The 21,578-nt window shown below is 64.1% G+C and carries 16 protein-coding genes; 11 read left to right on the forward strand and 5 right to left on the reverse strand.

The features are described 5' to 3' along the window. Window positions 1–4: 4 nt before the first annotated feature. The 4 genes from glsA to V1292_RS18715 all read left to right on the forward strand — a co-directional run bounded on the left by glsA (window position 5) and on the right by V1292_RS18715 (window position 5,298). On the forward strand, window positions 5–1,003 hold the full coding sequence (gene glsA, locus V1292_RS18700; RefSeq protein ID WP_334374196.1) for a glutaminase A: 999 nt from the start codon (window positions 5–7) through the stop codon (window positions 1,001–1,003). 73 nt (window positions 1,004–1,076) lie between these two features. Next, window positions 1,077–2,729: an MFS transporter gene (locus tag V1292_RS18705; protein WP_334374197.1), complete on the forward strand. Its 1,653-nt coding sequence runs from the start codon at window positions 1,077–1,079 to the stop codon at window positions 2,727–2,729. 449 nt (window positions 2,730–3,178) lie between these two features. Then, window positions 3,179–3,742 carry an HdeD family acid-resistance protein gene (locus V1292_RS18710; RefSeq protein WP_334374198.1) on the forward strand — a complete coding sequence of 188 codons (564 nt, stop codon included), beginning with the start codon at window positions 3,179–3,181 and terminating at the stop codon, window positions 3,740–3,742. A gap of 164 nt (window positions 3,743–3,906) precedes the next feature. After that, window positions 3,907–5,298 carry an amidohydrolase family protein gene (locus V1292_RS18715; protein ID WP_442895620.1) on the forward strand — a complete coding sequence of 464 codons (1,392 nt, stop codon included), beginning with the start codon at window positions 3,907–3,909 and terminating at the stop codon, window positions 5,296–5,298. Window positions 5,299–5,326: 28 nt separating this feature from the next. Here V1292_RS18715 and V1292_RS18720 read toward each other — a convergent pair whose 3' ends face one another. Both V1292_RS18720 and V1292_RS18725 read right to left on the reverse strand, forming a co-directional pair. Then, window positions 5,327–6,268 (reverse strand): diacylglycerol/lipid kinase family protein, encoded by a 942-nt coding sequence (locus V1292_RS18720; protein ID WP_334374200.1) that lies wholly within the window; start codon window positions 6,266–6,268, stop codon window positions 5,327–5,329. A gap of 138 nt (window positions 6,269–6,406) precedes the next feature. Then, entirely contained in the window at window positions 6,407–7,720 is a 1,314-nt protein-coding gene (locus V1292_RS18725; RefSeq protein WP_334374201.1) for a hypothetical protein, read from the reverse strand. Between the two features lie 76 nt (window positions 7,721–7,796). Between V1292_RS18725 and V1292_RS18730 the strand changes: the two genes are divergently transcribed. Next, window positions 7,797–8,996, forward strand: coding sequence for an MFS transporter (locus V1292_RS18730; RefSeq protein ID WP_334374202.1), 1,200 nt, complete (start codon window positions 7,797–7,799; stop codon window positions 8,994–8,996). On the opposite strand, the gene dgcA is transcribed toward V1292_RS18730, so the two are convergent. Next, window positions 8,966–9,961: an N-acetyl-D-Glu racemase DgcA gene (gene dgcA / locus V1292_RS18735; RefSeq protein ID WP_334374204.1), complete on the reverse strand. Its 996-nt coding sequence runs from the start codon at window positions 9,959–9,961 to the stop codon at window positions 8,966–8,968. The two genes, V1292_RS18730 and dgcA, sit on opposite strands and share 31 nt — an antisense overlap. 138 nt (window positions 9,962–10,099) lie before the next feature. On the opposite strand from dgcA, the gene V1292_RS18740 reads away from it, so the two are divergent. The 3 genes from V1292_RS18740 (at window position 10,100) to V1292_RS18750 (ending at window position 13,001) form a co-directional block, all read left to right on the forward strand. After that, window positions 10,100–11,233: an MlaE family ABC transporter permease gene (locus V1292_RS18740; protein WP_334374205.1), complete on the forward strand. Its 1,134-nt coding sequence runs from the start codon at window positions 10,100–10,102 to the stop codon at window positions 11,231–11,233. 2 nt (window positions 11,234–11,235) lie between these two features. Further along, window positions 11,236–12,006, forward strand: a complete 771-nt coding sequence (locus V1292_RS18745; protein WP_065749298.1) for an ABC transporter ATP-binding protein — start codon at window positions 11,236–11,238, stop codon at window positions 12,004–12,006. 110 nt (window positions 12,007–12,116) lie between these two features. Beyond that, window positions 12,117–13,001: an MlaD family protein gene (locus V1292_RS18750; RefSeq protein WP_334374206.1), complete on the forward strand. Its 885-nt coding sequence runs from the start codon at window positions 12,117–12,119 to the stop codon at window positions 12,999–13,001. Between the two features lie 255 nt (window positions 13,002–13,256). Here V1292_RS18750 and V1292_RS18755 read toward each other — a convergent pair whose 3' ends face one another. Continuing rightward, entirely contained in the window at window positions 13,257–18,656 is a 5,400-nt protein-coding gene (locus V1292_RS18755; RefSeq protein ID WP_334374207.1) for a hypothetical protein, read from the reverse strand. Between the two features lie 385 nt (window positions 18,657–19,041). Between V1292_RS18755 and V1292_RS18760 the strand changes: the two genes are divergently transcribed. Together V1292_RS18760 and V1292_RS18765 are read left to right on the forward strand one after the other, a co-directional pair. Then, window positions 19,042–19,455, forward strand: coding sequence for an Hpt domain-containing protein (locus tag V1292_RS18760; RefSeq protein WP_334374208.1), 414 nt, complete (start codon window positions 19,042–19,044; stop codon window positions 19,453–19,455). Window positions 19,456–19,550: 95 nt separating this feature from the next. Beyond that, complete coding sequence (locus V1292_RS18765) at window positions 19,551–19,871, forward strand: 2Fe-2S iron-sulfur cluster-binding protein (RefSeq protein WP_028348595.1); 321 nt, start codon at window positions 19,551–19,553, stop codon at window positions 19,869–19,871. 25 nt (window positions 19,872–19,896) lie between these two features. Here the strand turns inward: V1292_RS18765 and V1292_RS18770 are convergent, their stop codons facing one another. Continuing rightward, a complete protein-coding gene (locus tag V1292_RS18770) occupies window positions 19,897–20,352 on the reverse strand; it encodes an acyl-CoA thioesterase (protein WP_334374209.1) in 456 nt (151 codons plus the stop codon). Between the two features lie 157 nt (window positions 20,353–20,509). Here V1292_RS18770 and V1292_RS18775 point away from each other — a divergent pair, with 157 nt between their 5' ends. After that, window positions 20,510–21,538, forward strand: coding sequence for an NAD(P)/FAD-dependent oxidoreductase (locus tag V1292_RS18775; protein ID WP_334374210.1), 1,029 nt, complete (start codon window positions 20,510–20,512; stop codon window positions 21,536–21,538). The last annotated feature ends 40 nt before the right edge of the window (window positions 21,539–21,578 follow it).

The following is a 21,578-nucleotide window of genomic DNA, read 5'->3' on the forward strand; positions in this document are numbered from 1 at the left end:
TCCGATGGACTCACCTTCGATTTCGGAACTTATAGAGCGCCCTTACATCTCGACAGGACACCTGCCAGAACCCGAGCTGGTGCAAGAGTTGGTGTCGGACGCGCACCGGCGCTTCAAGTCGAACGGAGACGGACAGAATTCACAGGTCTATCCGGCCCTTGCCAGGGTTCCCCGCGAACTGTTCGGGATTTGCGTTGCCGGCACCAGCGGACGCATCTACGAGGCGGGAGACACCGGCTACGAATTCTCGATCATGAGCGTATCGAAGCCGTTCGTGTTCGCGCTTGTTTGCGAGACGATCGGCCCGGAAGAGGCGCGCAGAAGACTTGGGGCGAACGCCACCGGATTGCCCTTCAATTCTCTCGCGGCCATCGAGCAGGGCGGTGGCCGCACCAACCCGATGGTCAACGCGGGCGCGATCGCGACCACCAGCCTCGTGCCGGGCCTGACGGCTGAAGGCCAATGGCAATTCATTCATGACGGGTTGTCGCGGTTTGCGGGGCGCAAGCTCACGCTCAATGAAGAGGTGTACGCCTCGGCGTCGCAAACCAACTATCGCAATCGCAGTATCGCCCGGCTGCTGCAGAGCTACGACCGCATCTATTGCGACGCCAAGCAGGCGACCGATCTCTATACCAAGCAGTGCTCGCTGAATGTGAGTGCGCGGGATCTGGCGGTCATGGGCGCGACGCTGGCGGACGGCGGCGTCAATCCGGTTACCCGGCAGCGCGTAGTGGATGCTGCGGTCTGCCACTACGCGCTCACCGTGATGATTACCGCTGGCCTATACGAGACCTCGGGCGACTGGCTCTACGACATCGGCCTGCCGGGCAAGAGTGGGATCGGCGGCGGCATCGTCGCGGTCTCTCCCGGGAAAGGCGGCTTCGGTACATTCGCGCCGCCGCTCGACGCGGCCGGCAACAGCGTGAAGGGGCAACTCGCGGCAAAATTCCTGTCGCAGCGGCTGGGAATGGATCTGTTCGTATCGCAACCGGAAAACTGAAGCAGATGCAAAGAGTGGCTCGATCGAGCCGATAGCTCGATCAATCCGGAACCGAGCCGCTCGGGAGGACACCATGGCGACGCACTCGATGTCGATCGGAGCAATCCGGGAAGAGGCGCGGGAATCATGGGTACCGATGATCGCCATCGCGCTCGGCCAGATGATCATGTCCTACAACGTCGCCTCGCTACCGGTGGCGCTCGGCGGGATGGTGAAGAGTTTTGGCGTCCCGCCGACGACGGTTGCGACCGGTATCGTGGCCTATTCCATGCTGGTGGCCGGCTTCGTGATGCTTGGCGCAAAACTCGCGCAGCGGTTCGGCGCGCTGCAGGTGTTTCGCTTCGCCGTCATCCTGTTCTGCGCGTCGCAGATATTGATGACATTCAGTCCCACGGCGACGTTGATGATCACAGCGCAAGCGCTTTGCGGCGCGGCCGGCGCCGTGATCGTGCCGTCGCTGGTGGCGCTGATTGCCGAGAATTACACGGGACGGCAGCAGGCGACGGCGGTGGGCGCACTCGGCTCCGCGCGCGCGGCGGCCGGCGTGCTGGCGTTCATCATCGGCGGCGTGCTCGGCACCTATATCGGCTGGCGGCCTGCATTCGGTATCCTGATCGCGGTTTCTGCGATTGTTTTCCTGTTGAGTTTCCGTCTCAAGCGAGACTATGGCCGCCCGGATGTGCATATCGATCTCTTCGGCGTGGTCCTGGCGGCATCGGCGATCGTTCTCATCAGTTTCGGCTTCAACAACCTGAACGGATGGGGGCTGGCGCTGGCCACCGCCAATGCGCCGTTCGATCTGCTTGGCCTTTCGCCGGCGCCGATCATGATCGTTCTCGGCGTCGTGCTCGGGCAGGCATTCCTGATGTGGACGCATCGGCGTCAGGCCGCCGGGAAGACCCCGCTATTGGCGCTCGAGGTGATCGACTCGCCGGAAGAGCGTTGCGCGGTCTATGCGCTGTTTGCCGTGGTCGCGCTGGAGGCGGCGCTTAATTTCTCGGTGCCGCTGTACATTCAGATCGTGCAGGGCCGCTCGCCGCTTGCGACTGCGATCGCGATGATGCCGTTCAATCTGACCGTGTTCTTCACGGCGATGCTGATCGTCAATGTCTACGACCGGCTGACGCCGCGGCAGATCGGCCGCTACGGCTTCCTGCTGTGTACGGTTGGCCTGGTGTGGCTGGCCGTTGTCGTGCGCAACGACTGGAGCGAGATTCCTGTGCTGATCGGCCTGGTTCTGTTCGGGATCGGGCAGGGCTCGCTGGTGACGCTGTTGTTCAACGTGCTGGTCACCGCCTCGCCCAAGGAACTCGCAGGCGACGTCGGGTCGCTGCGCGGCACCACGCAAAATCTTGCCGCTGCGGTTGGAACGGCGGTGGCGGGTGCGCTTCTGGTCGGTCTGTTGAGTGCGATCGCGCTCAGCAGTATCGCGGCCAGCCCCGAACTGCCGAAGGAGATCCAGAGCCAGGTCGATCTCGACAACATCACTTTCGTCAGCAACGACCGGCTGCGGAGCGTGATGGAAAGCACGACCGCGACGCCGCAGCAGGTCGAGGAAGCGGTGCGCGTGAATACCGAAGCGCGGCTGCGTGCGCTGAAGATCGGACTGCTGATCATGGCCGGTCTTGCGCTGCTGGCGATCATCCCGGCGGGCCGGCTTCCGAATTATCTGCCGGGCGAGATACCGAGCGATGCGTCGGCTGCCGAGCGCCCGAGATCAGCCTGATGTGAAACAAGAGCTTCGGAGCTGGGCAAAGGGACATCCGGAAAGGAGACCAGGTAATGGATGCAATCGATCGCCGCACGGCGCTGCTTAGCCTTTTTGGTGGTGTGGTCGCCGCAGGATTGGGCGCGGACATATTGGGCGGTTCGGCCGAGGCGATGCCACTCGCGATGCAGAAGGATCCCGGAAAGAAGTCGGGTGATTTCAAGGAAGAAGCTCAGGCCGTGGTGACCCGGCCGCCACGGCGGCCTCCTCCTCACTGGCGCCGGCGTCCTCACTGGCGCCGGCGTCGCCCGCGCCGCGTCTGCTATTGGCGTCGCGGCCGGCGTGTCTGCGTCTGGCGATGACGATCATTGAGCCGGCGGGCGCGGCGGCGGCCGAACTTCGCGCGAACGCGCTAGCCACGACTCTCGCCGGCTTCGCTCCAAATAGACCAAATAGAGGAGGCTGACATGACCACAGTTGACAACAGCTCGCCGATGGGCGTCACCAACCTGCCTGCGCCGCCGTTCTGGATCTGTGTTCTGCTTGGTCTCGCCTTGATCCTGGCCGGCTTCCTGGTTCTCGGCGACGTCATGCTCGTCACCGTGATCAGCACCATCTTCATCGGCTGGGTTTCGATCATCGCGGGCGCCTTCGAGATCGTCCATGCATTCTGGACCAAGGGGTGGGGAGGTTTCGTATGGCAGGTGCTTCTCGGCATCCTGTACATCGCCTTTGGCGTCGTGCTGGTGGGCCAGCCGGTCGCCAGCGCCTTGATTCTCACCTACGTCCTGGGCCTGGTGTTGGTGATTTCCGGTTTCGTCCGCATCCTGATCGGCATCAGTCATTGGCGAGACGCAGGCTGGATCATGCTGCTGTCCGGCGCGTTTGGTGTAGTGGCTGGCCTCATCATTCTGACCGGATTTCCGATGACCGGCCTGTGGGTCCTCGGATTGCTGCTCGGCGTCGATCTGATTTCCCATGGCATCGGATGGTTGGCTTACGCGTGGCAGCCTACCACCCGAAGCGCGTAGCTCCTCCCTGCCTACTAGAGCGAGATGGCTTTCTTCAAATCGCTATCTCGCTCCTTTTTCTGTTTGAGCATGATCTCCAGGCAAACACCTCCCAACATCGCTCGTTACGGTCGCGATGTTTCTGGTCCTTGCCGAACCCCTGCGTTATTCAGCCGAGGTCTTCCATGTCTTGGCATCGAGTCGTCAAAATTCTTGCAGTCGTTGCGTCGACGGCATTGAGCCTCACGGCGGGTTTACTTCCTGCACAAGCTCAGCAAGGCGCGGCTGTGCTATTTCAGAACGTTCGTATCTTCGATGGAAGAAGTGACACGCTTTCAGCATCGTCCAATGTGCTGATCAGGGACAACAAGATCGAGAAGATCTCGCCCGCAGCGATCACCGCAGACGCCGCGCCAACGGCCGTCATTGACGGCGGAGGACGCGTGCTGATGCCGGGACTGATCGACGCGCATTGGCACGCGATGTTGATCCGCCCAACGCCGGCGGCCGCCATAGCGGGCGACGTCGGCTACAACAATCTTCTTGCGGCTGCGGAAGCGACGGACACGCTCATGCGGGGCTTCACCACTGTTCGTGACGTGGGCGGGCCGGCCTTTGGACTCAAGCAAGCCATCGATGAGGGCGTCGTCGCCGGCCCGCGCATTTACCCGTCCGGCGCAATGATTACGGTCACCAGCGGCCATGGCGACTTCCGGCAACTTTCCGATCTGCCTCGAACGATCGGCGGCGTGCTCACCCGCATGGAGCAGATCGGCGGTGCCATGGTCGCCGATAGTCCCGATGAGGTGCGCGTGCGCGTGCGCGAGCAACTCATGCAGGGAGCGTCGCAGATCAAGCTGACGGCGGGCGGCGGGGTGTCATCGCCCTTCAGCCCGATCGATGCCGTCACCTTCACCGGGCCCGAGATGCGCGCCGCGGTGGAAGCGGCCGAGAATTGGGGCACATACGTTGCCGCGCATGCCTTTACGTCGGCTGCAATCCAACAGGCTATTGCCGCCGGCGTGAAGTGTATCGAACATGGGTTCCTGATGGACGATGCAACCGCCAAGCTGATCGCCGAGAAGGGCGTTTGGCTGAGCTTGCAGCCGCTCCCCGAAGAGATGAGGACAGGCCTTCCCGAGGGTTCGGTTCAGCGAGCCAAGGCCGATGAGGTGTGGCCGGGCATTGGCAGGACTTACGAGTTTGCGAAGAAGTACAAGCTCAAGACGGCGTGGGGCACCGATGTTCTCTTCTCCCGCGCGCTGGCCCAGCGCCAGGGGGCCATTCTGGCCTCGCTTGTCCGTTGGTACACCCCCGCCGAAGCACTCGCCATGGCGACTGCGACGAACGGCGAATTGCTGGCGCTATCCGGCAAGCGCAATCCCTATCCGGGAAAGCTCGGCGTGGTGGAGGAAGGGGCGTTGGCTGACCTGCTGCTGGTTGACGGCAATCCAATCGAGAACATCAAGCTGATTGAGGATCCGGCCAAGAATTTCCTGGTCATCATGAAGGACGGGAAAATTCACAAGAACCTCGTCGGGGATGACAAGGCTAAGCCAGAACAGACGTCTCGGTGAGCGCGAAGTCGCAGGAGGCGAATTCGGGTTAGATTCGATTGATCGCCGCCACCTTCAAATGGAACGGCAACATCGTCACCGACATCGGCAGTTGTCCGATGCTTTCGCCGTCGACGTCGGCGCGGACCATACGGTCGCTGTCGATGGTGATCCGCGTCGCGTGGCGCCGCGAGACCTTCGGATGCGCCAGATAGCTGCCGTCGCCGAGGTTAGGGACGATCTTGGTCAGGGTCTCCCAATGTCCGATGTCGCCGACCATGATCAGATCGAGCTTGCGGTCGCCGGGGTCGGCGCCCGGCGCGAGCATCAGGCCTTCGCCTGCACCGTCGAAACTACAGAGCATCAGGGACCACATCGCCAGGTTCTGTTCGTCCTCGTCGTCGATCCTGAGGCGGTAGGGGCGCGGGCTGTAGGTTAGCGACGTGAACGCCGTCATCAGCACGTAGCTGATCGGGCCGAGCCGCTTCAAAAGCGGCACGCGTTGCGCGCGCCAGGAAATCGTGGCGGCGGCGCCGACGATGGCGAGCACGAAGCCGTAGCGCGTCACTTGGTCGCCTGCATAGCCCTTGGCATCAGCGCGGAATACGTCGATGTCTCGCGTGTGTCCCATGGCGATGGCCTTGCTGGCCTGGTCGAGCGAGAGTTGTCCGAACGAGCGGGAGAGTTCGTTCGAGGTGCCGCCCGGCAGTTGCGCCAGCACGAGGTCGGGCGCGATCGGCCGATCGTCCGAGATCAGGCCATTCATCATCTCGCTGAAGGTGCCATCGCCGCCGACGGAGATCAGGCGCTGGTAACCGGAAGCGACGGCTTCCTGCGCCAGCTTCGTTGCGTGGTTGCGCGCGCAGGTCATCGCAATGTGGTCGCTATCGATCGGGCCGAGATGCTTTTCGAGTTCGGCACGTATCTGCGGCCAACGCTTGCCGCAGTTACCCTTGTTGGCCATTGGATTGACAATGATCCTGGTTTTCACGGCTATCTCCGCAGGGAAGACAATCGTGCCAGCTTGATCTCGGCGGTGAGGCGAATCAACCGGAAAGCGAACTATTCGCAGGTGCAACAAATGCTGCGGGCGCGTCGTCGATGCCGGCGAGCTTCAGGCGGCAGCGCTTTACGAGAAGAACGCGATCTTCTCGGCTTGGCTCATGCGCCGGATCGGCGCCAGCGGGTCGTTGGCCGCCGTGACCGGCTTTCGCAGCATCCCGCTCGCAATGAGGGTCGAGCCGAGCGACACTTCCACCGCTGGCGTGGGCGCCGGCGCGGCGGCGGGCGGTGGCGACGGTTGAACCGGCTGCGGCGACGCCGTGGCGACCGGTTCGGGCGCCTTAGCGACGATCTTGGGAGCAATCGGCGCAGGCTCCGCCAGACGGACCTGCTCGGCTATCGCTTCGGCGATCTCCTCGTCGCTGATCGGATCCGGTGCACCCATCTCCATCGCGATCATGTCGAGGATCGCCTCGTCTTGCGCATCAGCGTCCTGGGCATCAGCGTCTTGGGCGTCGGCGTTCCGGACGGAGTTGTCTTGGGCGGCTGCGTGCTGGGCGGTCGCGTCCTGCACAGCGGTATCTTGGACCGAGGCCTCTGGAGCCGTGGCGCTTTCGGCGGACAGCGGCGTTTCCGCTTCCGTCAGCACGGCTTCCGCCGCCGCAAGCACGGCCTCCGCGGATGCGGCCATCGAAGCGAACGGCGTCTCGGCAGTTTCCGGTGCTTCCTGCGCGAAGGTTGTCTCCGCTGCCGGCGGCATTTCCTGCGCGGCCGGGGAAGGCGCCGCCGCCTCGGACTCGGCAGCCGGCACTGGCGCGCCGTCCTCGTCCCCGAATTCCACAAGCCGGCCTTGGAGGGCGGCAAAGGCCGCACGCAGCGCTGCTCGCGCCTCCTCGGAGGAGAACTGTTCGGTGCCCTTTTCGATGACGGTGACCTGTGAATCGATCAGGTCGCAAATTCGCCCGTCATTGCCGATTTCGCGCAGCCGCCAGGCGATTTCGCGCAGCACCCGCGCGCCCTTACGGACCGGGGCCAGCCGCTGCTCCAGCGCGAGGCTGTCGAGCGCCTCGACCGCCGATTCCTCGGCCGCCTCGACCGCGCCGCGGATAGCGGCAAGCGCCTCGGTCAGGCGCTCTTGCGCCGCGGCAGCCGCGGCGACGGCCTCGGCCGCCTGCTGCGCCGAAAGGCCTTCCTCCCGCTGGAGGCTTGCTTCCCGCTGAAGGGTCTCTTCCCGCTGGGCGGTGAGGCTTTGCTCGATCCGCGCCACTGCGTCCAGCACCATGCGGGTGTCGGCATTGCGGTTGCGCTTGGCGTATTCGGTCAGGAACCAGCGGCCCCGCGAAGTCTCCATGAAGGCTTCGGCGATTGCAGCATAGTCCTCCTCGCTCGGCAGCGCGGCGCGTGCTGAGATCGGCGAAAGGGCGAATGCTTCGTCGGCCATGTCAAACTCTTCGCGCAAATCGGCGCGCATTGCGATAACGAAACAACACGATATTGACCGAATCGCAATTGAATTGATGCCAAGCGAATCACAAATCCCCATCGCTTCTCAAGGTGCATCGAAGCGATTCGCGACCCGGGTGGCGCTGTTTTACGGCACGCTGTTCGGCATGACCGGCACCCATCTGCCGTTTTTCACGGTATGGTTGAAGGCGGTCGGGATCGATGCGTTTTGGATAGGGCTGATCACGGCCGTGCCGCCGGTGAGCCGATTTACCGTCCTTCCGGTGGTGACGGGCCTTGCGGAACGGCGGCAGGCCTTGCGCGGCGGCATCATCTTGACCGCCTTCGCCACCGCTTTGGGCTTTTTCGTGCTGGGCACCCAGCATTTGCCGGTGCTGGTGTTCCTGATCTACGCGCTGACCTGCTGCCTGTGGACGCCTATGGTGCCGCTCACGGATGCCTATGCGTTACGGGGAGTGAAGCGCTACGGCCTCAACTACGGACCGTTGCGACTGTGGGGCTCGGCCGCCTTCGTCTTGGGCGCGCTGGTCTGCGGAATGTTGCTCGACCTCATCGCCGCCCGAAACCTGATCTGGATCATCGCCGGCTCGGCGGCGCTCGGGGCGCTGGCCAGCCTTGCGCTGGAGCCGCTGGACGAAGTCAAGAGCACACGCCCGGCCGCCGGCGGCGCGCGTGCATTGCTGCGCGACGGCGGCTTTCTCGCGATCATCGTGGCGTCGGCGCTGATCCAGGGCAGCCATGCCGCCTACTACATTTTCGCGTCGATAGCCTGGCAGCAAGCCGGGTTCGACGGGCTGACGATTGCAGTTCTGTGGGTGCTCGGCGTGATCGCCGAGATCGTGCTGTTCGCCCTGTCGCCGCGGTTCACCCTGCAGCCGTCGATGCTGGTGGTGATCGCGGCGCTGAGCGCGGCCACACGCTGGGTGTTGACGGCGCAGGACCTGCCGCTCGCTGTTCTCGCGATCGTCCAGCTCGCGCATGCGCTGAGTTTCGGGCTGACGCAGGTCGGCATCATGGGATTGATGCTGCATCACGTGCCCGGCCACGTGATGGCGCGCGCACAGGGCTATCTGACCGCCTGCGGCGGCATCGTCGCCGGCCTCGCCTCGGTCGCGTCAGGCACGATCTACGAGACCTTTGGGCAGGGCATCTATTACGTGATGGCGGCGATGGCCGCTCTCGGCGGGCTGGTGGTCTGGCTGGCGCGGGACCGGCTCGCGCATCAGCCCCACAAGGCGGCTTCCGGCGGATAGACCAGGCTGCCGTCGTAGCGCAGGCCGCCGTCGCGGTCGCGCGCCAGCAACAGGGGGCCATCGAGATCGACGAATCTCGCTTGCTGCGCGAGCAGCATGGCCGGCGCCATCGCCAGCGAGGTCGCGACCATGCAGCCGATCATGATCTCGAAGCCGAGCGCCTGGGCGGCATCCGCCATCGCGAGCGCCTCTGTCAGCCCGCCGGTCTTGTCGAGCTTGATGTTGACGGCATCGTAGCGCGCGCGCAGGCCTTCCAGCGAGGCGCGGTCATGCACGCTTTCGTCGGCGCAGACCGCGACCGGGCGCTTGATGCGGGCCAACGCCTCGTCGCGCCCGGCCGGCAGCGGCTGCTCGACCAGCGTGACCCCGGCGTTGGCGCAGGCGGCGAGGTGGTATTCGAGGTTGTCCGGCGTCCAGGCTTCGTTGGCATCGACGATCAATTCGGATTGGGGGGCCGCCTTGCGGACCGCCGCAATCCGCTCGTCATCGCCGTCGCCGCCGAGCTTGATCTTAAGGAGCGGCCGATGCGCGGCCTTGGCGGTTGCCGACGCCATAGCCTCCGGCGTGCCCAGCGAAATCGTGAAGGCGGTGGTGCAGGGGCCCGGCGCCGGCCGTCCGAGCAGTGTCCAGACTCGTTGGCCGGAGCTCTTGGCCTCAAAATCCAATAGCGCGCAATCCAGCGCGTTACGGGCGGCGCCGGCCGGCATCGCCGCCTGCAGGGCCGCTCGGTCCAGTCCCTTGGCAAGGGGCTTCTGCATCGCATTAAGTGCTTCAAGCGTCGCCTCCGCCGTCTCGCCGTAACGCGGGTAGGGCACGCATTCGCCGCGCCCGCTACAGTCCCCCTGGCTCACGATGGCGACGACGGTGACGGCCTCGGTTTTGGCGCCGCGGCTGATGGTGAACGCGCCTGCAATGGGCCAGCGTTCGATGCTGACGGCAAGCTTTCGAGATAGGCTGGAAGTCATTTTAAAATCTGGCAATTTCCTGAACCGCAAGCTTGCCCGCCGCTACCAACTATGGCTGGTTAGGGGCAGATTCGACAAGGCAATACGGCGCGCGGAACCCAAGGGATTCGCATCGGTATCGGCCGAGGGGTGGGCATTGTGAGCGGCGACCCGACATTGGAGCGGATAGCCAGGGGCAACGGGCTGGCGCTGTGCGCGGCCGGCTCGTGGACGGCGCGCTTTGCCCCGGTGCTGGAACGGATGGTCGCCGACGCCGAGAAGCTCGGCGGCACCCGGCCCAACATCTCCATCGACGTCTCGCAGGTGTCGAAGCTCGACACTTTCGGCGCCTGGCTGATCGAGCGGCTGCGCCGCAGCCTGACCCATGGCGGCGTCGAGGCGCAGATCGCCGGGCTCTCGGCCAATTATTCCAGCCTTGTCGACGAGGTGCGGCGGGTGAAGGCCGAGCCAATCGTTGAGACCGACCGACTGACGATCACGGGCATGCTGGAGCAGATCGGCCGCGCCGTGGCCGGCATCGGCGGCACCTTGATCGGGCTGATCGATATGCTTGGCGCGGTGCTCGCCGCGGCCGCCCGTGTCCTGATTCGTCCCCGCCACTTCCGCCTGACCTCGACCATCCATCACCTGGAGCAGGTGTGCTGGCGCGCGGTGCCGATCGTGGTGCTGATCACGTTCCTGATTGGCTGTATCATTTCGCAACAGGGCATTTTCCATTTCCGCAAATTCGGCGCCGACATCTTTGTGGTGGACATGCTGGGTGTGCTGGTGCTGCGCGAGATCGGCGTGCTCCTGGTGGCGATCATGGTAGCGGGACGCTCGGGCTCGGCCTACACCGCCGAACTCGGCTCGATGAAGATGCGGGAAGAGATCGACGCGCTGCGCACCATGGGCTTCGATCCGATCGAGGTTTTGATCTTGCCGCGGATGCTGGCGCTGGTGCTGGCATTGCCGATATTGGCGTTCCTTGGCGCGATGGCGGCGCTTTACGGCGGCGGGCTGGTGGCGTGGCTCTATGGCGGGGTCGAGCCCGAGGCTTTCCTGCTGCGGCTTCGCGACGCCATCTCGATCGACCATTTCGTCGTTGGCCTCATCAAGGCGCCGGTGATGGCGGCTGTCATCGGCATCGTCGCCTGCGTCGAGGGACTGGCCGTGCAGGGCAGTGCCGAGTCGCTCGGGCAGCACACGACGTCCTCGGTGGTGAAGGGAATCTTCTTCGTGATCGTGATGGACGGCGTGTTCGCCATCTTCTTCGCGTCGATCGGAATGTGACCATGGTGGGTGAGATTTCCGACGCGATCATCCGGGTCCGCGACATCACCGTGCAGTTCGGCAAGACGCGGGTGCTCGATGGACTCAACCTCGACGTCAAGCGCGGCGAGATCTTGGGGTTTGTCGGCCCGTCGGGCGCCGGAAAATCGGTGCTGACGCGCACCATCATCGGTCTGGTGCCCAAGCTCAGTGGACGCATCGAGGTGTTCGGCGTCGATCTCGATGCAGCGAGCGCCTCCGAGCGCCGCGGCGTCGAGCGCCGCTGGGGCATCCTGTTTCAGCAAGGCGCGCTGTTTTCTTCTCTCACCGTGCGGCAGAACATCCAGTTTCCAGTGCGCGAATATCTCAACGTCTCGCAGCGGCTGCTCGACGAGATCATGGTGGCCAAGCTCGGCATGGTGGGCCTGCGGCCCGAAGTCGCCGACCGCTATCCGTCCGAACTGTCGGGCGGCATGATCAAGCGCGTGGCGCTGGCGCGCGCGCTGGCGCTCGACCCCGAGCTGGTGTTCCTGGACGAGCCGACCTCGGGGCTCGATCCGATCGGCGCCGGGGACTTCGACGAGCTGGTGCGCACCCTGCAGCGTACTTTGGGCCTGACGGTTTTCATGGTAACCCATGATCTCGACAGCCTTTATACGGCCTGCGACCGCATCGCGGTTTTAGGGAACGGTAAGATCATTGCCGCAGGATCGATTGCCGACATGCAGGCCTCGCAGCATCCCTGGCTGAGGCAATATTTTCACGGCAAGCGCGCCCGCGCGGTCATGGGCTAGGGCCCCCAAAAGTGTGATCGGTTTTTCGGATCAGATCGTGCTCAAACATGAGATAAATGACGGGTCTATCGGCGACGCTGGATAGATCTGATTTCGGAGTACCTTGAATTATGGAAACGCGGGCGAATTACGTCCTGATCGGAGCCTTCACGCTGGCGGTGATCGCCGCCGCATTCGGCTTCGTGCTGTGGTTTCAGAGCCTGCACACCACCAAGCAGCGCAGCCCGATACGTATTGTATTCGAAGGCCCGGCGTCCGGGTTGCGCAACGGCGGCAGCGTCAACTTTAACGGTATTAGAATAGGGGAAGTTGTCTCGGTCAAACTCGACAACCCGCGGCGCGTGGTCGCACTGGCGATGGTCGAGAACAATGCCCCGATCCGGAAAGACACCCTCGTCGGTCTCGAATTCCAGGGGCTGACCGGCGTCGCGGCGATCTCGCTGAAGGGCGGCGAGGAGACCGCGCCTGCCGTGCCGCTCGATGAGGACGGCGTGCCGATGCTGACCGCCGACCCGGGCGCGCTCCAGGATGTCACGGAGTCGATCCGCGCCACGCTGCAGAACGTCAACCGGCTTGTCGCCGACAATCAGGAATCGGTGAAGAACTCGCTGCGAAACCTCGAGACCTTTACGGCTGCGCTCGCGCGCAACTCCGAGAAGATCGACAACGTCATGCTCAGGGTCGATGGCGTCATGGGCAAGGCCGACAGTCTCATGCTCGGGCTTAACACCATCGCTGGCGGCGCCGCCGGCGGCGAACTGAATCTCATGGTCAAGTCGATCCGCGAACTGGCCGAGGATTTCGACAAGCGGTCGGGCGCGCTGATGGCCGATGGCCGCCGCACACTCTCCGACATCAGCCGCGCCGTGAACAATTTCGACCGCAACCCGACCCGGGTGATCTTCGGGGGAGGCAGCAGCAACAGCCAGGCGGCGGCGCCGCCACCAGCGCCGGCGGCACCGGCGAGGGCACCGAGCGGGCAGAAGCGGCAGTAGGCAACGAATGGCTTGCCTCACTTTGTCACCGCCCGCGAAGCTGCGCTTTCGCCGCGTTATTGCGAGCCAACGGGTCGCACGAACGCGCGCCCGATGACAGGCTCCGCGAAGCAATCCATGCCTTCACGTAAGAAAGAATGGATTGCTTCGTCGCTTTGCGCCTCGCAATGACGAACATATCCGCATCTTGAACGAAAAACGGAGGCCGCGAGGCCTCCGTTTTCCATTCGCAATTTGCCACTCGCTATTCGCTGCTTACCCCAGCCGTCCCGCTGCGTGCGCGAGCAGGGTGTAGACCAGCCCGGTCTCCGAGGTGAGGTGGCCGCGCAGCGCCTGTGGTCCGCGATCCTCGCGTGCAACTTCGTCCAAGAGCCGTTCGAACTCGGCGATATAGCGGTCGACCGTCTGCTTGAAGCTGCGGTCGGCGCGATATTTGCGGGCGACCTCATCGAACGCCTTCTGGCCGGCCGGCGTGTAGAGGCGTTTGCTGAACGCCTTGCTCTCGCCGCGCTGGTAGCGATCCCACATTTCGGCGGCGAGATTGCGATCCATCAGCCGGCCGATGTCGAGCGACAGCGACTCCAGCGGATTGGCCGGGGTCTGCGGCGAGCGGCCACGGGGAGCCTCGCGTCCCGTACCTGCGTCGGTGCGGTGGAGCAGGTCGGACAGCCATCCGTCGCCGCGTCCGGCATCCTGGCTCACCGGACTGACCGGCGGGGCTTCGGCGCGGCGCGGGGCGGGCATGCCGAGATCCGGCGGCGGCAGCGTCGACGCGCTGCCGGCGTCGCGCATCCGCACTTCGTTGCGGCCGCCGGCGGCCGCTGCCATCACGGGCTCTTCCTGGCGTTGCACGCTGGCGCGGCCGGAAGTCACGACGTCGAGACCGCGGCCATGATGCGCGACAATCCGGTTGAGCTCGGCAAGCGCCTCGATCTGGTCGACGATCACCTTGCGCATCTGCGCGGTGTTGTCGGCCGCCTCCTGCGGCATCTCGAGCACGCCGCGGCGCAGCTCGTTGCGTGTCGCCTCGAGCTCCTGATGCATTTCGGCGGCCATCTGCTTCATGGACTGCACCATTGTAGCGAACTTCTCGGTCGATTGCTTGAACATCGCATCGGTTTCATGCGTGCTCTGCTGGTACAGATCGTTCATGGCGTCGAGGGTCTGCTGCCGCTCGTTTTCGGCCGCAGCGCGCACGGCTTCGAACTGGCGGCTAATCGCGGCCGATCCTGCGCCGGCAGTTTCCGCCACGACGCGCGCGATATCGCGGGCGCGTTCTTCCGCCGCGGCAAGCGATTCGTCGAGCAGGCCGGTGAAGCGCGACAGCCGCTGGTCGAGGTCGGTTGTGCGCAGGTCTATGGTAGTCACCAGCGATTCGAGCTGCGACTTGCGGTCGGCGACCGACGTCGAGGTGGAGCGGTTGGCCTGTTCGACCACGCCGGCTGCTTCGACCAGCTCCTTGCCGTGCTTTTCGAACTCGATCGACAGCGCGCCGAGATCCTCCAGCGCCTTCGTCGTCTTGGAGTTGAACACGGTCAACTGGTCTTCCAGCGTCTGGGTCGCGACGCCGTTGCGCGCGGTGACGTCGTTCATCGCGGATACGAAGTCGGCCACGCGGGTCACCAGCGCGCGTTCCAGCGAGTTGAGATTGTCGTGGGCGCCGGTGAGCACTTCCTGCAGCAGGATGTTGCCTTCACGCAGCCGCTCGAACAGCGCCACCGTGTCGGTGCGCAGGATCTTGCTGGTCTCCTGCATTTCGGTGACGGCGGCGATCGATACCTGGCGCGACTGGTCGATGGCCGAGCGCGACGCCTGTTCGAGGTCCTTCAGCGACTTGGCCACCGCGCCGGTGGCGAGGTCGCCTGCGGTGGTAATCGTGCGCGCGACTTCCGAACCGTGGGTCGACATCGATTGCGAGAACGCCTGGCCGCGTATTTCGATCGATTTCAGGGCGTCGCCGGTGACACGGTCGATGTCTGTCGTCAGTTGCGTGGTCCTGGCGCTGAGCGCCTCGACCAACGAACCGCGGCGGCTGTCGACGATCTGCGCCAGACGGTCGGTCTGCTGCTGGACGTAGGTCACGATTTCGTCGGTCTTGCCGGTCATCGTCGAGCCGAAATTGCTGCTCGCGGCGAGCACCGAACGTTCGATATCGGCCGAGGTCGATTTGACCTTGGAGCTGACCTCGTTCGTTGCGGCGACCAGCACGCTCTGCGCGTTCTGCGCCGTGGTCTGGATGGTATCGGTCGTGCTGGCGGTGACGGTGCCGAGCGAACGCTCCATGTCGGCGGCGATCGCCTTGATCTGATTGGCGGCCTCGGCAGAGGTCGCAGAGAACGAGTTCTGGGCTTCGCGCGCGGTGCCGAGGATGGAGGCCGCGGTGTCGGTGCCGACGGAAGTCAGCGTGCGTTCGACGTCGATCGCCAGCGACTTGACGTGGTTGGCGGCCTCCGTGGACGCCGTGATCAACGCGTTCTGGGCTTCGCGTGCGCCCGACGTGATCGATTCGGCGGTGGCATTGCCGGCCATCGAGAGCGAACGCTCCATGTCGGCGGCGAGCGCCTTGACCTGGGTCGATGCGTCGGCTGACGCGTTCATCAGGGTATTCTGGGCCTCGCGGGCGCCTGCCGTGATCGCCTCGGCGGTCGCCGTTCCGGCGATCGTGAGCGAACGCTGTACGTCGGCCGCAAGCGACTTAACCTGATTGGCGGCCTCGGTGGAGGCGGCAACCAGCGTGCTCTGCGCCTCGCGGGCACCTGCGGTGACAGCCTCGGCGGTCGCCGTGCCGGCGATCGTGAGCGAACGCTCGACGTCGGCTGCAAGCGACTTGACCTGATTGGCGGCCTCGGTAGAGGCGGTGACCAACGTGCTCTGTGCTTCACGGGCACCTGCGGTAACGGCTTCAGCGGTTGCCGTCCCGGCGGCCGACAGCGAGCGCTCGACGTCGATGGCGAGCGACTTGACGTGGCTTGCGGCCTCAGTGGACGCGGTCACCAGCGTGGTCTGCGCCTCGCGCGCGCCGGCGAGAACCGATGCGGCCGTGGCGTCGCCTGCGGCCGAGAGGGTGCGCTCCACGTCGGCGGCGAGAGATTTGATTTGGGCGGCAGCCTCGGAGGACGCGGACACCAGCGAGGTCTGAGCATCTTTGGCGCTGGTCAGGATCGAATTGGCCGCGCCGGTGCCCACCGCGGTGAGGGCGGCCTCGACCTCGGCCGAGGTCAGCTTGAGTTGCGCGCCGACATCGGAGGAAACCGTCAGCAGCGCCTGCTGCGCGCTGCGTGCACCGGTCTGGATGGTCTCGGAGGTATTGACCACGAGGTTGGTCAGAGAACGCTCGGCGTCCTCGACATGCGACTTGATGCCGGAGGACAGCATTTCGGCGCGCGACATCATATCTTCGCTTGCCTGGCGGCCGCTGCTTTCGATCCGGCCGGCCACAGCCTCGATGCGCGAACCGAGCAGATCCTCAAACTGCGCCACGCGGGTGTCGATGTCGCTGGCGATGGCGCCGACCCTGGTCTCGACGCCGTTGGCAATGTCGCCGACGCGGGTTTCGATGCCCTGATGAATGTCCTGGAACCGCGCCTGGATGGTGTCGGTCAAATGGGCGCTGCGGCCGTCGATGGTCTCGGTGACGTTGGCAATGCGATGGTCGACCGCGGCAATCGCCTGTGCGGTGCCCTCGGTCAGCGAGGAGGTGAGCAGGGTGAGCCGCTGGTCGATCGACTGGATCGCCTGCGTCGCGCCATCGGTCAACGAGGTTGCCAGCGTATTGAGGCGGCCGTCGATGGTTTCGGTGACGGATTTGGCGCGGGTGTCGAAGGTGGTTTCCAGCGATTTCAGGCGGCCGTCGATGGTCTCGTCGAACGACTTGATCTTGTTGTCGAGCGAAGCGTCGAGACTGTTGACCCGGGTGCCGAGCTGGGTTTCGAACTGCAGCAGCCGCTGATCGAGCGAAGCGGTGATCTCGCCGCTGTTCGAGACCAGGCGGGTGTCGAAGGTGTCGACATAGTTCTTCAGGTTGTCTGATATCTCCTGGGTCCGCTGGCCCATGCGCTCGACGATGTCGCCGCCAAAGGTCTTGACGGTGCGATCGAACTCGGAGATGTGCCGCGTGATCAGCGCGCCCAGCGTGCCGCTGTCACGGGCGAACTTTTCCGAAAGCTCCGAGCCCTGGTTCTTCACCAGCTCGTCGAAGGCGCTCATCTGCAGGGCGAGGCTGTCGTGCGCGTTCTCGGTCTGGCTGATCACCTTGGCGACCAGCGTGTTCACGGTCACGTCCAGCGCGTCACTGGCCTTGTCGCCGGAGGTGAGAATGCGGCTCGCGAGGCGGTTGCCGGCGTCGTCGATCTTGCTGACGAGATCACCTGAGCGCAGCTCGAGTTCGAGCAAGAGCGAATCGGAGGAATTCTTCAGGGAGTCGTGGACCTGCTCGGTGCGGTCCGAGATGCCGTCGACGATGGTCGAGGAGCGCTGCTCGAATTCGCTGGTGATGCGATCGAGGCGCTCGTTCAGCATCTCATGGACGCGATCGGCCAGATCGACGAACTCGTCATGGACGTGCCCGGTCTTGAAGTTGAGGCTGGTGGTCAGCCGCTCGGAAGCGTCGAGCACGGCACGCGTGGTCTCGGCGCTGGCTTCTTCCAGACGATCGAGCAGGTCGCCGCCGCGCTCGCCAAGCGCGAGGATCATGTTGTCGCCGGCATGGCTCAACGCGCTCGTGATGTGCTGGCCGCGCTCTTCCAGTGCGCCGGTGATGCTTTTTGCGACCTCGTCGACGCGTGAGGCGATCGCGTCCGAGATCAGCGCGATGTCGTGGCGCAAGTCGATCTGGACGCCGGAGATGGCGCTGCGAACCTGCTCGGCCTGGCCGACCAGATTGTCGCGCTGATGGGCGATGTCCTGCAGCAGCGCGCGAATGCGCACTTCGTTATCGCTATAGGCGCGCTCCAGCGCTGCGACTTCATTGGCGACCAGCGTTTCCAGCTCGCCGGCGCGCGCGATCGCGCGCTCGACGCCGTCGCCCATCGCGGCGACTTCACGGCGGATTGCCTGACCGACCGTCACCATCGAATCGGCGGCGGCCCCCTCGGGCTCGGAGAAGCGGATCGCGACCTGCGCCATCGACTGCGCGATCATCCGCATTTCCTGGCCGCGCCAGGCAAGGCTGGCGAGGAAATAGAACAAGAGCACCGGCGCAAAGAACAACGCCGCAAGCCCGGCGAGCACCAGCACGCCGCCGCTCTGTCCGATCGCCGCCTGCAGCGAGGGCAGGAAGCTGGCGGTCAGAAGGGCGCAACCGAGCACCCAGACGCCGCCAAACACGGTGGCAAGCGTGTAGACGCTGCGGGCAGGATGGTTCTTCTGGATCGCCTGCAGAATCTGTCCGATGGTTTCGCGATCGTCGTTGGCGGCGCGACGGGGGCCGCGCGGCTCGTCGATCGAATCAAACGCCGGCCGCTCGGCGCCGGCGCGCGTGTCGAACTGCGTTTCTGAATAGGCCGGCGCGGCGGAGGGCATGATCGGCGGCGTGAGTTCGCCGCTGATCGAATTTCGGCTGGTATCGATGGGCGTGTCGCTGATGTTGAGCGCTTCCTGAATAGCGGAGAGCGCGACTTCAGTGGGATCTTTGACCTTCTTGGGATTGTTCGCCATGTGCAGTCCGAGCCCTCTTAAACTTACGCATCCGGCCGCTCTGGCAAAAATGCCCCCGCAAGCTCGAAGCCGGATTCATAATCCCCCGCGGACCGCAAGCATGCCCGCCGGCAGCTTGTCCGCTCATCCGCGAACATCCTATTGGTTGAGCGATACGAATGAAATGGCCGTGATTAAGACTTTCTTAATCATCGTTAACAGCTTTGTTCCTTAAGGCCCTAAGGATACACAGTTTTTTGGAACCGAATCTGGGATCAGGGCAGATTGTCGGCAAAAACAAGGCAAAGTTGCGGCGTATTCCGAGAACGTTCCGTTAACTCCTGTCGTGATTGGCTGGCCAAAATGCCCTCCGAGAATCACGCGGCGGGGCGATCCGGACCTTGCCATGTCGCTTCATCTCGAACGGGTAGAATGGATGCCATCGCCACCGCTGGTTCCCGGCGACGGGCCGATCGATTTCGAACATCTCGACCGCATGACGTTCGGCGATGCTGGCCTCGAGCGGGAGGTCTTGACGATGTTCTCGGCCCAATCGGCAAGACTGCTGCACAGGCTCGCCGCCATGCCTGCTGATGCCGGCGCGCTGGCGCACACGCTCAAGGGTTCGGCCCGTGCGATCGGCGCGTTTGCGGTCGCCGACGCCGCAGCCCGGCTGGAGGCGGCAATCGGTGGTGGCTCCGACGCATCAGCGCCGCTCGCCGACCTGGGCGAGGCGGTTGAGCAGGCGCGGGCAGCGATCAAAGCGGTTCTGCATCGTTCCGGAACGGAAAGCGGTCCGGAACGGCCAAAATCCCGGTAAAATGCTGCCTCAGGTTTTCGTCCCGACCGCTGGCGCTGTGCGGATCGACCCGTTATAGGACTGCCGGGACTCCTATTCCGGCAGCACGAGCGATCATGGCCAAAATCCACTTTATCGACCACACGGGCGAAAAACGAACCATCGAAGTCGAGAACGGCGCGACCGTGATGGAAGCCGCGATCCGCAACGCCATTCCAGGCATCGAAGCCGAATGCGGCGGAGCCTGCGCCTGCGCAACCTGTCACGTCTATGTCGACGAAGCCTGGCGCGAGAAGGTCGGTGCACCTACTCCGATGGAAGAAGACATGCTGGATTTCGGTTTCGACGTGCGGCCGAATTCGCGCCTGTCATGCCAGATCAAGGTGAGCGACGACCTCGACGGCCTCGTGGTGTCGACGCCGGAACGGCAAGCCTGAACTCCGGAAGACGTCGCCGCGAGCGTCATGTCGGCTTTGCTCCGCGGCGAATCCAGCGCTGAAAATTGGCCAGTATGTCCGGCGTCAATGGCGTTGGCTGGCGCGTAGCTTCGTCAAGCAGCACCGAAACCGATTGCGCCGATGCAACGCATTTGCCTTCGGAGAAAACCACCTGATCGAAGGTGACCGAAGTTCGGCCGAACTTGACGACGCCCAGTCCCATTTCGATCGTACCAGGCCAGCGCAATTCAGCGCGGAAATGCATGTCGAGCCGGACCATGATCCAGGTGACGCCGTCCGGCATCAGCCCGTAGCTGCGGTCCTTCATCAGCGTGACGCGGCCGGTTTCGAAATAGGTCGCGTAGACTGCGTTGTTGACGTGCTGGTTGGGGTCGAGGTCGGCAAATCTCACATTGTCCGACAAGCGGTACGGAAAATCCTCCAGACGCGGGGTCGCGTCGGGACGCAAGTGGGCATTCACGGGGCCATCTCCGAAAGTCTCATTTCCTTACAGCCCACTTGTCGAGTGACGGCAAGGGGTTGCCGCGGCCAGGAGTGCGATATTTGGCTTTCCTGTTGCCGCTGCCTTGGCTAGACAGATGCGGCATTTCGCCAGGTTCAACCGAAAAGAAGCTGATATGAGCGAAGCGATCAAAACCGATGTGCTGATTATTGGCGCAGGTCCGTGCGGCCTGTTCGCCGTCTTCGAATTGGGCCTGTTGGACATGAAGGCGCATCTGGTCGACATCCTCGACAAGATCGGCGGCCAGTGTGCCGAACTCTACCCGGAGAAACCGATCTACGACATTCCCGGCATTCCGTTCGTCACCGGGCAGGGCATCACCGACGCGCTGCTGGAGCAGATCAAACCGTTCGGTCCGACCTTCCATCTCAACGAGATGGTGGAGACGATCGAAAAGATCGGCGATCCGCTGTTCCGCGTGACCACCGATGCCGGCAAGGTGTTCGAGTGCAAGGTGGTGGTGATTTCCGCGGGCGGCGGTTCGTTCCAGCCGAAGCGTCCTCCGGTGCCGGGCATCGAGGCGTATGAAGGCAGCTCGGTATTCTATGCCGTGCGCAAGATGGAGCAATTCCGCGACAAGAGCATCCTGATCGTCGGCGGCGGCGATTCCGCGCTCGACTGGACGCTCAATTTGCATCCGATCGCGAAGCGCGTGACGCTGCTGCACCGGCGCGACGATTTCCGCGCCGCGCCGCACAGCGTCGAGCAGATGCGTGCGCTGGTCGCGAGCGGCAAGATGGATCTGAAGATCGGTCAGGTGACGTCGCTCGAAGGCGATGGCGGCAAGCTGTCCGCGGCGATGATGAAGGGCAACGACAATGCGGTCTCGAAGATCGAGTGCGATACGATGCTGCCGTTCTTCGGGCTGACGATGAAGCTCGGTCCGGTTGCGAACTGGGGCGTCGCGCTCGAGAACAATCTGGTGCCGGTCGACACCGCGGCGTTCGAAACCAATGTCCCCGGCATCTTCGCGATCGGCGACATCAACACCTATCCCGGCAAGCTCAAGTTGATTCTATCCGGATTCCATGAGGGCGCGCTGATGGCGCAGAAGGCGCACCGCTACGTCTATCCGGACAAGCGGCTGGTGTTCCAGTACACCACCTCGTCGTCGAGCCTGCAGAAGAAGCTCGGGGTCAACTGATTCCCAAAAAATGACGGTTGGGCTCGCGGAGCTTTGTCGG

Origin of the sequence: Bradyrhizobium sp. AZCC 1719, assembly GCF_036924525.1 — a bacterium.
In the GTDB taxonomy this organism is placed as follows: Bacteria; Pseudomonadota; Alphaproteobacteria; order Rhizobiales; family Xanthobacteraceae; genus Bradyrhizobium.

What these genes read in the sequence shown, in the direction of transcription:
- glsA (WP_334374196.1), top strand. Translation starts at nt 5, where the DNA reads ATGGACTCACCTTCGATTTCGGAACTTATAGAGCGCCCTTACATCTCG.
- V1292_RS18705 (WP_334374197.1), top strand. Translation starts at nt 1,077, where the DNA reads ATGGCGACGCACTCGATGTCGATCGGAGCAATCCGGGAAGAGGCGCGG.
- V1292_RS18710 (WP_334374198.1), top strand. Translation starts at nt 3,179, where the DNA reads ATGACCACAGTTGACAACAGCTCGCCGATGGGCGTCACCAACCTGCCT.
- V1292_RS18715 (WP_442895620.1), top strand. Translation starts at nt 3,907, where the DNA reads ATGTCTTGGCATCGAGTCGTCAAAATTCTTGCAGTCGTTGCGTCGACG.
- V1292_RS18725 (WP_334374201.1), bottom strand. Translation starts at nt 7,720, where the DNA reads ATGGCCGACGAAGCATTCGCCCTTTCGCCGATCTCAGCACGCGCCGCG.
- V1292_RS18730 (WP_334374202.1), top strand. Translation starts at nt 7,797, where the DNA reads ATGCCAAGCGAATCACAAATCCCCATCGCTTCTCAAGGTGCATCGAAG.
- dgcA (WP_334374204.1), bottom strand. Translation starts at nt 9,961, where the DNA reads ATGACTTCCAGCCTATCTCGAAAGCTTGCCGTCAGCATCGAACGCTGG.
- V1292_RS18745 (WP_065749298.1), top strand. Translation starts at nt 11,236, where the DNA reads ATGGTGGGTGAGATTTCCGACGCGATCATCCGGGTCCGCGACATCACC.
- V1292_RS18750 (WP_334374206.1), top strand. Translation starts at nt 12,117, where the DNA reads ATGGAAACGCGGGCGAATTACGTCCTGATCGGAGCCTTCACGCTGGCG.
- V1292_RS18755 (WP_334374207.1), bottom strand. Translation starts at nt 18,656, where the DNA reads ATGGCGAACAATCCCAAGAAGGTCAAAGATCCCACTGAAGTCGCGCTC.
- V1292_RS18760 (WP_334374208.1), top strand. Translation starts at nt 19,042, where the DNA reads ATGTCGCTTCATCTCGAACGGGTAGAATGGATGCCATCGCCACCGCTG.
- V1292_RS18765 (WP_028348595.1), top strand. Translation starts at nt 19,551, where the DNA reads ATGGCCAAAATCCACTTTATCGACCACACGGGCGAAAAACGAACCATC.
- V1292_RS18775 (WP_334374210.1), top strand. Translation starts at nt 20,510, where the DNA reads ATGAGCGAAGCGATCAAAACCGATGTGCTGATTATTGGCGCAGGTCCG.